Genomic DNA, 14,669 nt, shown 5'->3' on the forward strand with positions numbered 1-14,669 from the left:
GGGATTTTCCCACCTGCGTTTGCGGCGAGGCATTAAGTAGCTCCGACGTTTGCATTATTGCCAGAAGTTGAGGGCCCCGGCTGATCGTTTCGACCGTCACTCCGAGATTGGACGCAAGATCACATCTGTCTATCGGGATTTGTGATAATGGGTTTGCTTGTCTTGGTTTTCGGCTAAAGCGGCGGGCTTCGGTATCATTCGACACTGCCGTTCATCAGGGTCCTAGGGCTCACGGAGACCTCTCCAGGATTAATGTGAGTCATGCGCACAAAACCCACCACAAGCCGTTTTTTTGGTGCTCTCGCTGATCACTTGGATCAAATTCTGGTCGTCGTTGCAGTTAGCGGGCTCTTTGCCGGATTTGCAGTAAGTTGGACGAACTGGCCACCAGCGCCGCAGCTTGTATGGGCCGCCGCAACAATTCCAGTCTTGACCGCGCTGCTTGTGCAGGCAGGACATTCAATGCTTCACGGCGATTTCGGATTGGACATTGTTGCTGCCTTGTCCATGACGGTTGCACTGGTCTTTGGCGAAACACTTGCGGCCAATATCGTTGCACTGATGTACGCTGGAGGACAGCTGCTTGAAGCCTTCGCATCCGGTCGAGCAGCAAAAGAAATGACGGCGTTGCTGGGCAGAGTAGCGAAAACTGCAATGCGCTACCGCAGCAATCGGTTGGAAGAAGTCCCCATTGAGATATTGTCTCCAGGAGACCGGCTACTGATCCGACACGGCGAAGTTCTCCCGGTCGACGGGGTTGTCTTCTCCGGCTCTGCTTTGTTGGACCAATCGGCGCTGACCGGGGAAGCGATCCCCATTGAACGCCGGACTTCAGAAGAAGTCCTGAGCGGTAGCACATCAGTGGGTACCGCCTTCGAGCTTAAGACCCTCCATCGGGCGTCTGAAAGCACATATGCGGGCATCGTTCGATTGGTCGAAGCTGCCCAGCGCAGCAAAGCGCCAATGGCCAGTCTGGCAGATCGCTACGCAATCGGGTTTCTGTTTCTCACGATTAGCTTGGCAATTGCGGCCTGGCTGCTTTCCGGCAATTCCCGCCGGGCGCTCGCAGTTCTCGTCGTCGCCACACCCTGTCCGCTAATCCTGGCAGTGCCTGTCGCTCTCGTCTCCGGACTTTCACGGTCCGCAAGGGCTGGTGTCCTGGTAAAAGGAGGCGACGTTCTGGAAGCGCTCAGCCGCGTGCGCGTGGCGTTGCTCGACAAGACCGGCACGGTGACCCATGGTTCTGCAGAAATTGTCCAAATTCGTTCCGCTAGTTGGGTGCCGGAGACCGAATTGTTGCGGCTTGCCGCATCGCTCGACCAGGCTTCCAACCACGTCATGGCCGCGGCTCTTGTTGCCGCAGCGCAAAAGCGTGGCATCGCGCTTTCGTCTCCAATTGATGTCCGGGAGGACGCGGGCGCAGGACTTGAGGGCCAGATCGATGGCAAGAGGGTCGTTATCGGCGGCAGCGGATTCGTCCAGAACTGCAGCAACGAGGGTGATCCGAGGACATTCCGGCTCGGTGTCAAGCCCGGGCAAGTTGTCGTCGCAGTGGCCATCGATGGTGTGGTCGCTGGCATCATCGTTATGGCGGACCAAATCAGAAGTGATGCCTCTCAGGCCATCAAGGAACTCAGACGGGCAGGAGTAGCGAAGATCATTCTCGCGACAGGTGACCGCCTCGATGTTGCAACTGCCATCAGTGACAGGCTCGGGATTGACGAGATATTGGGCGATCTTACGCCAGAAGCGAAAGTCGAAGCGGTGGTCGCCGCGAGGAAGTTTGGTCCTGTCATGATGGTCGGAGACGGAATAAATGATGCACCTGCTTTAGCATCTGCAGACGCAGGCATAGCCATGGGAGCGCGGGGTGCTGCCGCATCGTCGGAAGCCGCCGGTGTGGTGCTGTTGGTCGATAAGCTCGCGCCTCTAGCGCAGGCTATCGCGATCGCACATCGAACAATCACAATTGCAAAGCAAAGTGTGATCGTGGGCCTTGGTCTATCCTTGGTGGCGATGTGTTTCGCGGCTTTCGGCTATCTTCCTCCCGTGCAGGGTGCGCTGCTACAGGAGTTGATCGATCTGGTCGTTATCCTCAATGCTATGCGCGCCCTGAGATGAGCCAGCAGCAAAGCACAAGACTGCTTCGCTACGTGTATTGTAGCTCAAAGCACAAAGAAACCCGATAGAAGCCAAAGCCATGACCAGCGTAGCTAGGATGCCGCCGAATGTCATCCACCGTGGCGGCGTGAGCCGGCCCATGATCCGCGGATTCATGGCGATTGCCATCATGGTTGTGTCGCAAATTTTGATGCTAGACGCGATGGATTTTGTTTGGCAGCCAACAGTCACGCTGCCAGCATGTCGAATTGTTCGGCCAGAGACGGATTTGGATTAAAGGCAAATCTTGCCTCAGTTCGACTCCGGACAGGATAATCTCTGCCGTCTTTAGTAGACGTCCTGCGAAGTGATCGCACGAATTTGGCCCGGGAGGTCGCTGTTGATCGCCGTCTCAAGAATGCCGGGAATTAACGTGCCTTCAGGGATCATTGCGTCGATACGCTTGATCTGTGTCGCTTTGGCGCCTCGATCAGCGAGGCTCGACGCCGCGGCAAGGAACTTGCTGTTGCGGTCCTCGCCGGCGACAGTCATTCCCGGGCCGTCCTCGCCAGTCAGGTTCCGGCGCCATCATCGCCTTTTTTGGCATCGAGAGTGATCAAGCCCGACTTGAACCGCGCCGGAAATTCTTCTGCTGGCGGCGCAGCCTCCGGAGTCGTTTCAATGGCTTCTGGCGGCGGTGGGACCTTGAATTCAGTCGTATCGACTTCTTCGACCACCTCAGGAGGTGGCGGCAAATTGATGACATTGTTGTCGGGCGCCGGCTCCGGCTTTTCCTCCTCGCGGACAAATGACGGCGGCCGGAATGTCGTGGTCCTGCCGTCTGTCACGTCACGCGGCCGTTCCTGCGGGGCGGCCAGGACGAAATAGGCCGCTACGGCTCCGGAGAGAAGCAGAGCAGACATGCCCAGGAGCTGGTTGCGTTTGACGTGCTTGTTGCTGACTGCCGTTTCATCGGCCGACAGCATGGCCTCCAATTCGGGTGTCCGGTTCATTTGTTGCCGCTCCTCCAACGCTTGGACGCTTGTTGATCCGGAGCCGGCCCGAGGACATCCGGGTCCGGTGCGCCAAAATCATGTGATCTATGGTTTCCATTCGACAATTCCTTGATCTGGCTACGGATCGTTAAATTGCCCGCAGCCTCATTATCGTTGCCTGGAATCTTGCGAGGCACCAATCGGCCAAATGGCCGGCGACCATAAGCGTTGCCTTGAATCGGCCGACGCCGCGCTTACATCGAAAGCAGAAGGGAGCCCATCATGGACTATAAGCGTATTCGAATCGCCGCATTGGTTTTCGCCGTCTCTGGCGCCATGGTGCTAATCGGCGCGACCATGCTTCCGCGCTACATGGACGCCATAGCGTCCGGGCGCGGGCATGGCATCGCGGTCGATACATTGTTCATGATGCTGCCGATTCTGGCATTCGCCGTCGGTAGCTTCGGCGTTGCGCTCGCGCGATCCGAGCTCAAACGCTCCTGATCCCCACGTCGAGCGCCGCGCGGTCTAGGGCTTTGCCAAAAGGCGCTCGGCAATCGCTCCGCCTAGCGCCGGCAAAATGCAAAGACCAACAGTCTGCCGGGCCGCACGGCAAGAGGCGAAAGAAGAGCACGAGCCATTGTTCCGTTCGCTGACGGCCCGGATGTGTCAGCTTTGCGCTACGCCAGCGGATCGCTGAGTGCGGATCCTCGCCAAATTAAATGGAACCGATGACAAGGGTGCTGCGAGCGGCTTCAACCACATCGTCGGTAATGACCGTCAAGTCATTGATCTTGGATCGGCTGCTGTTCAACAGGCAGTGAACCGGATCGAAGTCGCTTTGTGTTCCTGCGATTTGCGCTACACTTCAGCCATGTCATCGCGAAGGAAAGCTCTCTCCAGTTTCCTGTCACTGGCGGTTCTGTTGGCCAGTTCATTCACGCGTGCAGAATCCGCCGAAACTGACGTCGATGTAGAACTTGTTCTGGCCGTGGACGCATCACGTTCCATGGAGCCCTTCGAACAAAAAATCCAGCGTGACGGCTACATTGCCGCCTTCCGCCGCAAGGAGGTGGTTGACGCCATTCGCGAGGGTGTCAACGGGCGTGTAGCGATTACTTATGTGGAGTGGTCCGGGTCCACCATGCAACGGATTATCGTACCGTGGACGCTGGTTGACAGCGCTGAATCTGCAGAACGGCTCGCGACTGAACTTAGCCAGCCAATCCTACCGACACTGAGCCGGACTTCAATTTCCGGGGCGATCGATTTCAGCAGTGCATTGTTCGACAACAATGGCTTCAAGGGATTGCGAAAAGTCATCGATATCTCGGGAGATGGCGCGAATAATAATGGACGGTCTGTGGCAGACGCACGCAATGAGGCTGTGGCGAAGGGCATTACCATCAACGGCCTGCCGCTGATGACTCGTGGGGACTTCTATTCCGACTGGGCGGTGGCGGATCTTGATATTTACTACAGCAATTGTGTTATCGGAGGACCGGGCGCTTTCATGATCCCGGTCAATTCCTGGGACCAATTTCCCGAGGCCGTTCACCGCAAACTTGTCCTGGAGCTCGCCGGTGATACGCCCGTCATGCAAAAGGCCGATAGGGCGCCATCAGAAGGAGCACCTATCATCCTTGCCCAGAACAAGCCAGAATATGATTGCCTGTCCGGCGAACGGATATGGCAAAAGCGTATGCAGGATTGGGAAGCTCGCTAGATCATGCCGCCATTTGCTAAATGATGCGACCAGCAATCTCAATAAAACCGGAACAGCACAGGCAGAATATTGACCGATTGCAGATATGCGACAAATTCGAGCAAGGGATAGGGGATGAAGAAGACCAGCCCGTCGAACAATGTCTTGTAGAGTATTGATGACTTTACGCTGAGAACGTCCGCTTCCCGGTACAGTTTCAGGTTCGGAAAGAAACGCGGCACTTCGTGCTTGTAGACGAGATAGGTTTCACCAAAGACATTGTCCAGATAACCTTCCTCGGCCTGTATGACAAAATGGAAGGCAATAGAACAGAGCACGGCCAGCATAAACGCCACGGTCAAGCTGCCGACCATCATGCCAATGCCGAAGGCACCCAGCGAACTGAAAACATAGAGCGGATTGCGGCTCATCGAATACGGGCCAAGGCGGACGATTTCCGCACTCTTGCGCCCACCAATATAAAGCGTGCACCACATCCGGCCCAAAATCGTCAAAACAATCACGCCGATGCCGAAATCCTCGATAGATTCATGCGTCCAGTTATCGGTCCAGGCGGAACGGACTGTCAGCAATGCGCCGAGGATCAAGAAAATGGCGCAGGCCATTGCGATGCGTCGGCGCCGCTGAAACCGGGCCATTCCCGTTGGAGATGTCAACGCCATATCAGCTCTCAAATCCGATTCAATCGAGACAAAACCGCCCGACGGCGGCCCGTGTTCGACAAATGGGATTATTTTAGCCAAGTGCCAACTATTTTCATTCAATAGCTGGTCGGTAGATAATGCCGCCTACTGGGTGGGCCCTAATGGCATTTACCTGCATAGCGGATTTTTCGATTGGCCTTTTGAAACCAGACTGAGGCTTACGAGCAGTTACCTCAGTGACCATGCCCTTGCGGCTCCTTCATCGCAAAAGGCAATGATTCCTGCCGGCCCGGGGCCATCAGATGCAGCGCCGCTGTAAATTCGTGCGGCTCTGCCGGCGCAACCTGGCTCTCAAAAATGTGATGGTCGGTTGGAAGTGGCTTCAGGGACAGCGCCTCGTTGCCATTCGGTCGAGTGATCACAACGACGGCCTCCAGACCATCTTCATGATTTGTCACCGTGAGACGAAAGCGCCCTCCGGCAGGTGTGTCGACAATCGCCAGCTTGCCTTTCGCCAAATCGCCATTCACGACGAACGGTTCGGGTGCATGATGATTGCCGTGGCCATGATCATGCCCGTGGGCATGTGGCAGGACCTCGAAGACGTTGGCGTCATCGGGTGTGGCGAAGGTAATGGTGGCTGTGCGGAGAGCCGGCATATGGGCCATCAACTCCCCGCGCAGTTGGTCCGCCAAGCGCGTCGCTTCGCTGAGCGGCAGAGTCTCGTCGACGGCGATCGCCACGTCGGCGTGCAGCCGATGGCCCAGCCAGCGGGCACGGGCATCGACGATCGTCACACCTGCGACATGTTCGGCCGCATGAATGATTTCATCGGCGAGCCCCGGCTCGACGCCATCGAGGGCGCGCGTGATGACGGCACGGGCCGACTGCCAGACGATGCCGAAGATGGCGATGGTGATCAGCAAGCCGATGATCGGATCGGCCAAGGGAAAGCCGGCCCAAACGCCGAAAGCGCCGAGAACAACCGCCAGACTGGTAAGACCGTCGGTACGGGCATGATAGCCGTCGGCGATCAGAGCGGCGCTCTCGATCGCACGTCCCACCCGAATACGGAACACCGCGACAATTTCATTGCCGAGAAAGCCGATGACGCCAGCGGCAGCCACCCAGCCGAGCTGCATTATCGGTTGCGGATGAATCAGGCGATTAATGGCCTCATAACCGGCAACGATAGCGCTGAACAGGATGATGAGGACGATCATCATGCCCGCGAGATCTTCGACCCGCCCAAGACCGTAGTTGAACACTTTGGTGGGCGGGCGCCGCACCAACACGAACGCTATCCACAGTGGGATGGCAGTTGTTGCATCTCCCACATTGTGAATCGTGTCGGCCAGTAGAGCCACCGAACCCGAGACGAACACCACGATCAGCTGTAGGATGGCTGTAATCGCCAGGATGACGAACGACCACTTGATGGCCCAAATGCCTCGGTTGGTCGTGGCAATCGACGGATCGATGACGCCGTGGGTGTGGCCGTGCCCGCCGGCGCCATGATCGTGCCCATGTCCGCCATGGGAATGGCCGTGATCCTGGCCGCCAAAGCCGAACCAATCGCGAAGAGTTTGGTTGAGAGCGGCTAACGATTCGACTTGCTCATAGGAATTTCGTGATCGCCTTGAGTTCAGAGAGTTGATCGCGCTGATCGGAGCCGGCTGCGCCAACCAGACAATGGTCGATATGATCACGGATGAACGTATCCTTGGCGCTCGCCAGCGCGCTGGTCGCGGCCGCGAGCTGTTGGGCGACATCCACACAAGAGCGTTTGGATTCAATCATCGCGGCAATGCTCCGCACCTGCCCTTCGATGCGGCGCAGCCGCTTGACGATCTCAGGATGTGATTGATGTTCATGTTGGGCCATGTATACTCACCTCCAGTATAGGTTAGCGTTAAAGACTGGTCACATGCAAGGCCCCTGGAATTCCGGCATGCGGAAGGCCCAAGGGGTCCAGTCTACGGGCGATGGGTGCCGGCGTCCGGGTTTCTGCTTGCTTGCAGGCTGTAGCTTGAATGAACAGAAGGGCAGCCTTGCGTAACGGCGCAATCACGCCAGGGATGATCCTGGTACGATAGTTCAGGCTGCAAGGCGGATTGGCCATGCTAAAGGGCAATGAAGAACTTGAGCGGATCGTGGCAAAACACCACCAACTGCGCGTGGGCGCCACAGACGAATTCGAACGTGTGCTGATTGTGCACCATCGGTTGCGCAGGGAGCGCAACGTCCAACGATCATTCGGTGATCAAATTAGGCCGTGGCTACAGGCTCGCCTGCGATTCGCGGAGAGCCACGTGTTTTCGCTTCTGTTGGGGATTTTGACCTGGTGTGCCACGCGTCTCCTCTGGTTCGCTCTCCTGCGACTATCCACGGGTCGTCTGTCGAAGCGGCGAGCCCGCTCGCTCTCGCGTGTCGTCAAGCAACTGAACCGGGCCTCAGTCGCCATCCTGCATTGGCGGCTGCGCCGACAGATCCAAAAATTGGGTTAGGGGGACACGGCCATGACCTTTCGGATCAAATCAAACCGCACGCAACCAGGACAGCTATTTTGGCGTTCGCAAGTGCCTTGCTGCGTCGCAATAAATGCCCTTGACAGATGCTCTGAACGGGAGCATTGGCGTTTTCACGATGCGCGGAAGCAAAAATGGCTTTCGGCATCCCCCACAAATTGAACAGGTCATGGACAGTTACAGTCGATCTACCACCAAGGGTGTTCCGCAAGTAACCGACTGAGCCTTTCCGGGTTCATCCGTCGGATCTTCGGGACCGCGAAAGGATGAGCCGTTGCGCAGCAATCACAGCTTCGCGTCTATCGGTCTTGGCGCGCCCTGCGCCGGACGTCATGACGCTGTCATCTCTTTCCAGATAAGCCCCTCGCAAGTGTTTCGACAACGATGGCAAAGCGCCTCGTTCAAGAGCGTTTCATGTGTTGCACCAAGGCATTAGGGGCCGTTCTCATGGCATCTCAGAAATATACACCGCCTGCCATCGGCCGTTCTGTGCTGCCGAGCCTCTGGGACCTGATGGCCTTGCTGCTGGTGGTCGGCGCCATTGTCCTGGTGGCCTATGGCGCTCGCGTCACGACAGTTCCCTTGTCGACACTCGATGTCACGCCGCTTTCGCTCGATCCCATCAATCTGCCGATTTATGCGCTACGGACCATGCTGCGCATGTTGCTGGCCATCGTCCTGTCGCTGATCTTCACCTTCATCTATGCCGCGACCGCCGCCAAAAGCCGGCGCGCGGAGATGGTGATGATTCCCATCCTCGACATTCTCCAATCGGTGCCTATCCTCGGCTTCTTGACCTTCACGGTGACCTTCTTCCTCAACCTGTTTCCGGGCAGTGTTCTCGGCGCCGAATTGGCCTCAGTGTTCGCGATCTTCACCAGTCAGGCCTGGAACATGACGTTCAGCATGTATCAGTCCATGCGCAATCAGCCGAAAGACCTGGAGGAGGCAACGCAGAGCTTTCACTTGACCGGATGGCAGCGCTTCTGGCGTCTCGACGTCCCCTTTGCCATGCCGGGCCTCGTCTGGAACACCATGATGTCGATGTCGGGCGGCTGGTTCTTCGTTGTCGCTTCGGAAGCGATCACGGTCGGCGATACCACCGTTACGCTGCCAGGCGTCGGATCCTATGTTGCTCTTGCCATCCAGCAGCAGAATATCCTGGCGATCTTCTACGCCGTCGTCGCCATGCTGGCGGTCATCATCCTCTATGACCAGTTTCTGTTTCGTCCGCTTGTGGCCTGGGCCGATAAATTCCGCTTCGAGACGACCTCCTCGGGGATCGCCCCGACATCCTGGATGCTCGACCTTTTCCGGCGCGCGCGGATCACCCGCTGGCTGGCCGCCCCGCTCGCGCTGCTCACGCGCCTGATTTGGAACCTGCGCCTGCCGGCCTTGCCGAGAATAGGCTCCGGCAAGGCCAATCCGGCGACGTCGCGTGTCATAGACTGGCTCTGGATAGGCCTCATCGCGGTGAGTGCTGCCTATTCGGCCTATGTGAGCATTACCTATCTTCGTACCAATATTGGCTGGTCCGACGTTGCGCTCGCAATTCGCGACGGCTTCATCACGCTGCTTCGGGTGATCGTCCTGATGGCGCTCGCGACCCTGATCTGGGTGCCGATCGGCGTGTGGATTGGCCTGCGACCGAAACTCGCTGAAAAAGTACAGCCACTCGCGCAGTTTCTGGCTGCCTTTCCAGCGAACATCGCCTTCCCGGCGTTTGTTTTGCTGATCGTCCATTACGGGCTCAACGCCAATATCTGGCTCAGCCCGCTGATGATCCTTGGCACGCAGTGGTACATTCTCTTCAACGTCATCGCCGGAGCGAGCGCCTTTCCAAGCGATCTTAAGGAAGCGGCACGCAGCTTCCGTCTCGGTGGCTGGCGCTGGTGGTTCAAGGTGATCCTGCCAGGTATTTTCCCCTATTACATCACCGGCGCCATCACCGCGTCCGGCGGTTCGTGGAACGCGAGCATCGTCGCTGAGGTCGCAAGCTGGGGTGATACGCACCTCACGACCCCGGGACTTGGGTCCTATATCGCCAATGCGACCACGGCCGGGGACTTCCCGCGCGTCGTGCTCGGCATTGCCGTGATGTGCATCTTCGTCACCCTGTTCAACCGCCTGCTCTGGCGCCCGCTCTACGCCTTCGGTGAACGCCGCCTGCGTCTCGGCTAATTCCGATTATCTGATCAGAGGAATGTTTCCATGCTTGATCTAGTTGAAAAAACCCCGCTCATCGACATCCGCAACGTTTGCCGCTCCTTCAAGAAGGGCAGCGGCAACGAAATGGTGGTGCTCGATGATGTCGACCTCAGCATCAAGGAAGGCGAAATCGTCGGCCTGCTCGGCCGCTCGGGCTCGGGCAAGTCCACACTGCTGCGCATCATTGCCGGTCTGATTTCGCCGTCCTCTGGTGAGGCGAAATGCCGTGGTGCGGCCATTCAGGGGCCCCCGATCGGCATTTCGATGGTATTCCAGTCCTTTGCCTTGTTTCCCTGGCTGACCGTCCTCCAGAATGTGGAACTCGGCCTTGAGGCACAGAATGTCGATCGAGCAGAGCGGCGCAAGCGGGCGCTTGCCGCGATTGATCTCATTGGCCTCGACGGCTTCGAAAACGCCTATCCCAAGGAGCTCTCGGGCGGCATGCGCCAGCGTGTCGGCTTTGCCCGGGCGCTGGTTGTCCACCCCGATCTGTTGCTGATGGACGAACCCTTCTCTGCTCTTGACGTGCTCACCGCCGAGACCCTGCGCACCGACATGATCGATCTGTGGATCGAAGGGCGGCTGCCGATCAAATCGGTGCTGATCGTCACCCACAATATCGAGGAGGCGGTGCTGATGTGCGACCGCGTCCTCATCTTTTCCTCGAACCCCGGCCGTGTGGCGCAAGAACTCAAGGTCGGCCTTCCGCATCCGCGCAATCGTCTCGATCCGCTGTTCCGGCAGCTTGTCGACAACATCTATGCGCGCATGACACAGCGCGCCGAGCCTCGCGCGCCCTCAATGGAGGGCATCCCGGGCACCGGCATGGGCATGATTTTGAACCATGTCTCAACCAACGTTCTGGCCGGCCTGATTGAAGCTTTGGCAGGGGCCCCATACAATGGCCGCGCCGATCTTCCGGTTCTCGCGGGAACCCTCCAATTGGAAGCCGATGAGCTTTTTCATCTCGGCGAGGCCCTTCAATTGCTGAGGTTCGCCCAGCTGAGTGAAGGCGACCTTGTTTTGACCGAAGCGGGCAAGCGGTTCGCTCATCTCGAAACCGATGCGCGCAAAAAACTCTTTGCCGAGCACCTCATCACCTATGTGCCGTTGATGGGCTTGATCCGCCGCGTCCTCGACGAGCGTCCAACTCATACCGCCCCGGCAGCACGGTTTCGCAATGAATTGGAGGATTTCATGACCGAATACTATGCCGACGAGACGTTGAAGACGGTCGTATCATGGGCGCGCTACGCTGAACTGTTTGCATACGATGAACAGGCGGAGCTCTTCAGCTTAGAAAACCCACAATAGGACGGGGTCCCAGTGGCACAAGAGAACCAAGCGGGCCGTCTCATTTAGTCCAAACAAGAGCCGATGATGCTCAAGGAAACCGACGAACTCGGTAGCGCGCTTGCCGCGCCCCATCAACAATCGAATGGTGACCAAAAGCGGGGCAAACGTCGTGGACCTTTGGAGGAGTTGCTCTCAACATTTGCGGCACAGGTGGATCTGTGGGCTATGCATCTTCTTGATTGTACCGCCGATTGCGTTTTGCTGACCACATTGAAAACGCTCCGCCAAGGTATTCTGCCGTATAAAGCCGCGAAGGCGCTCTTGCGCCTCGGCGGATCTCTGAACCAGATTTCCCTGTCCATTCTGCGCCGTCAGCTGCGGCATTACATTGACAAGCGTTGCCGCCAGGAAAACGAAGATAACAGAACCTGAACGGCACTTGCCTCAGAGCCAGCCGCGCCGCTTGAAATAGAGATAGGGCAGAATCGCCGACAGGATCATCAGGAAAAACGCAAAGGGATAGCCGAGTTCCCATTTCAATTCGGGCATAAAGTCGAAATTCATTCCGTAGATCGAGGCGACGAGCGTCGGCGGCAGGAAGACCACGGCAGCAACGGAAAAGATCTTGATGATCTGGTTCTGTTCGAGATTGATCAGGCCGAGTGTGGCGTCGAGCAGGAAATTGATCTTGTTGGTCAGGAACGCCGCATGATCGGTCAGCGAGCCAACGTCGCGCTGGAGGATTTTCATCTTTTGCCGCACGTCCTTGCCGGCCTTTGTCGTGCCTTTGGCAATCGCCTGGTGGTAAGAAAGCAGCCGCGTGAAGCTGACGAGGCTTTCCCGGATCATCGACAGCATGTCGCCCTTTCGCCCGATCTGTTCAATGACAGCATTGAGGTTGAGCGTCTTCTGGGTGGCATTGCGAACTTTGCTGCGGAACACCTTGTGCGAGAATCTGTCTACGGCTCCGCCCACGCGCTCCAGAATATCGGCGATCCGATTGATCATCGCTTCGAGGATACCGAGCATGGCCATTTCGCCAGTCGTGCAGGCGGGGCCGCCGGGCTTCTGGATCCTGCTGGCGAAGGTGGTGAAGGGCAGCGGCTCGGAATAGCGAACCGTGACCAGGCTGCTGCCCTTCAACACGAAGGTGATCGGCGTCTTGACTGGCTCGTCCGTGTCGAGCTCGCTCAAAGCGGTGACCGTCATGAACTCCGCGTCTTCCTCATTGTAGAGGCGCGCTGAGGGTTCGATTTCATCCATTTCCGCCCGTGTTGGAATGGAAAGCGACAGGCATTGCTCGACATAATTGTCTTCATTGCGCGTTGGATTGTAGAGATCATACCAGACGGCCCCCAGTTGGCATGCCGGCAATACCTCGCCTTCAGTGTGGATTGTGGAAGACAGGATGCGGTCGTTCTCTTGCGTATAGATGCTCAGCATACAAAACTCCTTTTCGGCGGGGCTTAAGGCCAGCCGGCAGGAGCCCTGCTGATCAGGCGTCCCACAGTGCCAGCGAATGTGTCAATCGACTTCGACAGTCGGCGTCCATTGTCTATATCCTTAAATTCGGTGACGATCATAAGACCGTTGCCTGATCGTGCTATGGGGCGATGGCGCGCCCAAGTCAATGCATATGGCTGCGCAGTCGGTTACGCGGGATTTCGCCCTGCATCGCCCGAAATCCCGATAAGCTCAATAAGCTTGTTGAACGACGAAGATTATGACAGTCTCTGGCCGTCCGGCGAATAGCAGCGGTCCATTCTTGGGATGGTCATGATGCATATCAACGTGGAAGCACCCGTCTTGCATGCTGTTTTTGGAGGTGAGCATCATGGAGCCCTCGACGCCGGTCTCGTCTGCCGAACCGCTCCAGCGCCCGCGTACGAGCTTTTTGCGAACATTGGGCCCCGGGCTCATCACTGGCGCAGCCGATGACGATCCGAGCGGTATAGCCACCTACAGTCAGGTCGGTGCCCAGTTTGGCTATTCGCTCGCCTGGACGATACCGTTCAGCTATCCCCTCCTGGCGGTGACACAGGGGATCAGCGCCGGCATTGGTGCTGTGACCGGGCAAGGCATCGCTCAGAATCTCCGCCGACACTATTCGCCTTGGGTGCTGCGCTTTGCGGTGCTCCTTTTGCTCACCGCCAACGTTATCAACCTTGGCGCGGACCTCGGCGCCATGGGGGCGGCACTGGAACTGCTGATAGGCGGCGCGCATCATCTCTATGCTGTGCTCTTTGCCCTCATCTGCGTTTTTCTTGAAATCTTCATCAGCTACCAGCGCTATGTTAAGGTCCTCAAGTGGCTGACTTTGTCCCTTCTGGCCTACGTGGCAGTGGTTCTATCGGTGCATGTGCCATGGGGCGAGGCGCTCTATGGTGTGCTTGTTCCACAAATCGCCTTCGACAGTGATCATGCCATGGCTTTGATCGCCGTCCTTGGTACCACCATCAGTCCCTACCTCTTTTTCTGGCAAGCGGGGGAGGAGGTCGAAGAGCAGCATCGGCAACACCGGCTACGCCTGGGTGCAAACTCTCACGCCGCCGGGCCGGAGCTTGCACGCATTCGGGGCGATACCCTGTTCGGGATGGGTTTTTCCCACCTTGTGGCCCTGGTCATCATCATTGCCACCGCGGCGACGCTTAATGCCAATGGGATAACGCAGATTGAGACGTCATCCCAAGCCGCCGAGGCACTTCGTCCGATTGCCGGCGACTTTGCGTTCGCCGTTTTCGCCATCGGCATCATCGGAACCGGGATGTTGGCCGTGCCAGTGCTCGCCGGTTCCGCAGCCTATGCCGTTGCGGAAATGTTTAGGTGGCCTGAGGGACTCGATCGACGTCCGCGCGAAGCCAAGGCATTCTATGCCACCATCGCGGTCGCGACGCTGGGCGGCGTCACCCTGACTTTCGTTGGTCTGGATCCGATCAGGGCGCTTTACTGGAGTGCGGTCGTCAATGGCATTCTCGCTGCTCCTCTGATGGCAATTATGATGGCAATCGCCATGAATCCGCGGATCATGGGCCGACTCACCTTGCCCCGTTGGATGGTGTTCGGTGGCATCGTTGCAACGCTCGTCATGGCGTTGGCCTCTATCGGATTTTTCGTACTGTGAGCTGCTGTTTCGCCATAGACATGTCGAGAAGGACCTAACCATTTCGCGGTG

Annotated in this window: 12 protein-coding genes and 1 pseudogene; 8 read left to right on the forward strand and 5 right to left on the reverse strand. The window is 57.6% G+C overall.

Features of this window, described 5'->3' with window-relative positions:
* Positions 1-261: 261 nt before the first annotated feature.
* The gene (locus ACSQ3H_RS29510) at positions 262-2,121 is read left to right on the forward strand and encodes a heavy metal translocating P-type ATPase (RefSeq protein WP_436120591.1); all 1,860 of its coding nucleotides are present in this window, start codon (positions 262-264) and stop codon (positions 2,119-2,121) included.
* 79 nt (positions 2,122-2,200) lie between these two features.
* Entirely contained in the window at positions 2,201-2,398 is a 198-nt protein-coding gene (locus ACSQ3H_RS29515; RefSeq protein WP_436120592.1) for a hypothetical protein, read from the forward strand.
* Positions 2,399-2,451: 53 nt separating this feature from the next.
* Here ACSQ3H_RS29515 and ACSQ3H_RS29520 read toward each other — a convergent pair.
* Positions 2,452-3,113 (reverse strand): annotated as a pseudogene (locus tag ACSQ3H_RS29520) (type IV secretion system protein VirB10); the annotation flags it as partial.
* Positions 3,114-3,377: 264 nt separating this feature from the next.
* Between ACSQ3H_RS29520 and ACSQ3H_RS29525 the strand changes: the two are divergent.
* Together ACSQ3H_RS29525 and ACSQ3H_RS29530 are read left to right on the forward strand one after the other, a co-directional pair.
* Positions 3,378-3,599: a hypothetical protein gene (locus ACSQ3H_RS29525; protein WP_436120593.1), complete on the forward strand. Its 222-nt coding sequence runs from the start codon at positions 3,378-3,380 to the stop codon at positions 3,597-3,599.
* 196 nt (positions 3,600-3,795) lie between these two features.
* Positions 3,796-4,821: a DUF1194 domain-containing protein gene (locus ACSQ3H_RS29530; protein WP_436120594.1), complete on the forward strand. Its 1,026-nt coding sequence runs from the start codon at positions 3,796-3,798 to the stop codon at positions 4,819-4,821.
* Between the two features lie 38 nt (positions 4,822-4,859).
* Here ACSQ3H_RS29530 and ACSQ3H_RS29535 read toward each other — a convergent pair whose 3' ends face one another.
* The 3 genes from ACSQ3H_RS29535 to ACSQ3H_RS29545 form a co-directional block, all read right to left on the reverse strand.
* Positions 4,860-5,483 (reverse strand): methyltransferase family protein, encoded by a 624-nt coding sequence (locus tag ACSQ3H_RS29535; protein ID WP_436120595.1) that lies wholly within the window; start codon positions 5,481-5,483, stop codon positions 4,860-4,862.
* Between the two features lie 215 nt (positions 5,484-5,698).
* Positions 5,699-7,174: a cation diffusion facilitator family transporter gene (locus ACSQ3H_RS29540; RefSeq protein ID WP_436120596.1), complete on the reverse strand. Its 1,476-nt coding sequence runs from the start codon at positions 7,172-7,174 to the stop codon at positions 5,699-5,701.
* Positions 7,083-7,349 carry a metal-sensing transcriptional repressor gene (locus ACSQ3H_RS29545; RefSeq protein ID WP_436120597.1) on the reverse strand — a complete coding sequence of 89 codons (267 nt, stop codon included), beginning with the start codon at positions 7,347-7,349 and terminating at the stop codon, positions 7,083-7,085. Before ACSQ3H_RS29545 ends, ACSQ3H_RS29540 begins: the two co-directional genes overlap by 92 nt.
* A gap of 1,091 nt (positions 7,350-8,440) precedes the next feature.
* On the opposite strand from ACSQ3H_RS29545, the gene ACSQ3H_RS29550 reads away from it, so the two are divergent.
* The 3 genes from ACSQ3H_RS29550 (at position 8,441) to ACSQ3H_RS29560 (ending at position 11,969) form a co-directional block, all read left to right on the forward strand.
* Entirely contained in the window at positions 8,441-10,174 is a 1,734-nt protein-coding gene (locus tag ACSQ3H_RS29550) for an ABC transporter permease (protein ID WP_436120598.1), read from the forward strand.
* Positions 10,175-10,204: 30 nt separating this feature from the next.
* Complete coding sequence (locus ACSQ3H_RS29555; RefSeq protein WP_436120599.1) at positions 10,205-11,515, forward strand: ABC transporter ATP-binding protein; 1,311 nt, start codon at positions 10,205-10,207, stop codon at positions 11,513-11,515.
* A 370-nt stretch (positions 11,516-11,885) separates the two neighbouring features.
* A complete protein-coding gene (locus tag ACSQ3H_RS29560) occupies positions 11,886-11,969 on the forward strand; it encodes a hypothetical protein (protein WP_436120825.1) in 84 nt (27 codons plus the stop codon).
* On the opposite strand, the gene ACSQ3H_RS29565 is transcribed toward ACSQ3H_RS29560, so the two are convergent.
* A complete protein-coding gene (locus ACSQ3H_RS29565; RefSeq protein WP_436120600.1) occupies positions 11,942-12,940 on the reverse strand; it encodes a magnesium transporter CorA family protein in 999 nt (332 codons plus the stop codon). The genes ACSQ3H_RS29560 and ACSQ3H_RS29565 overlap by 28 nt on opposite strands.
* Positions 12,941-13,331: 391 nt before the next feature.
* Between ACSQ3H_RS29565 and ACSQ3H_RS29570 the strand changes: the two genes are divergently transcribed.
* Positions 13,332-14,618 carry an NRAMP family divalent metal transporter gene (locus tag ACSQ3H_RS29570; protein ID WP_436120601.1) on the forward strand — a complete coding sequence of 429 codons (1,287 nt, stop codon included), beginning with the start codon at positions 13,332-13,334 and terminating at the stop codon, positions 14,616-14,618.
* Positions 14,619-14,669: the final 51 nt, after the last annotated feature.

This window comes from Phyllobacterium sp. LjRoot231, from assembly GCF_964253365.1.
GTDB lineage: Bacteria > Pseudomonadota > Alphaproteobacteria > Rhizobiales > Rhizobiaceae > Phyllobacterium.

Bases quoted from the DNA above. Each gene is read 5' to 3' on its own strand.
- ACSQ3H_RS29515 (WP_436120592.1), top strand. From the start codon at position 2,201: ATGACCAGCGTAGCTAGGATGCCGCCGAATGTCATCCACCGTGGCGGC.
- ACSQ3H_RS29535 (WP_436120595.1), bottom strand. From the start codon at position 5,483: ATGGCGTTGACATCTCCAACGGGAATGGCCCGGTTTCAGCGGCGCCGA.
- ACSQ3H_RS29570 (WP_436120601.1), top strand. From the start codon at position 13,332: ATGGAGCCCTCGACGCCGGTCTCGTCTGCCGAACCGCTCCAGCGCCCG.
- ACSQ3H_RS29545 (WP_436120597.1), bottom strand. From the start codon at position 7,349: ATGGCCCAACATGAACATCAATCACATCCTGAGATCGTCAAGCGGCTG.
- ACSQ3H_RS29510 (WP_436120591.1), top strand. From the start codon at position 262: ATGCGCACAAAACCCACCACAAGCCGTTTTTTTGGTGCTCTCGCTGAT.
- ACSQ3H_RS29525 (WP_436120593.1), top strand. From the start codon at position 3,378: ATGGACTATAAGCGTATTCGAATCGCCGCATTGGTTTTCGCCGTCTCT.
- ACSQ3H_RS29565 (WP_436120600.1), bottom strand. From the start codon at position 12,940: ATGCTGAGCATCTATACGCAAGAGAACGACCGCATCCTGTCTTCCACA.
- ACSQ3H_RS29550 (WP_436120598.1), top strand. From the start codon at position 8,441: ATGGCATCTCAGAAATATACACCGCCTGCCATCGGCCGTTCTGTGCTG.
- ACSQ3H_RS29555 (WP_436120599.1), top strand. From the start codon at position 10,205: ATGCTTGATCTAGTTGAAAAAACCCCGCTCATCGACATCCGCAACGTT.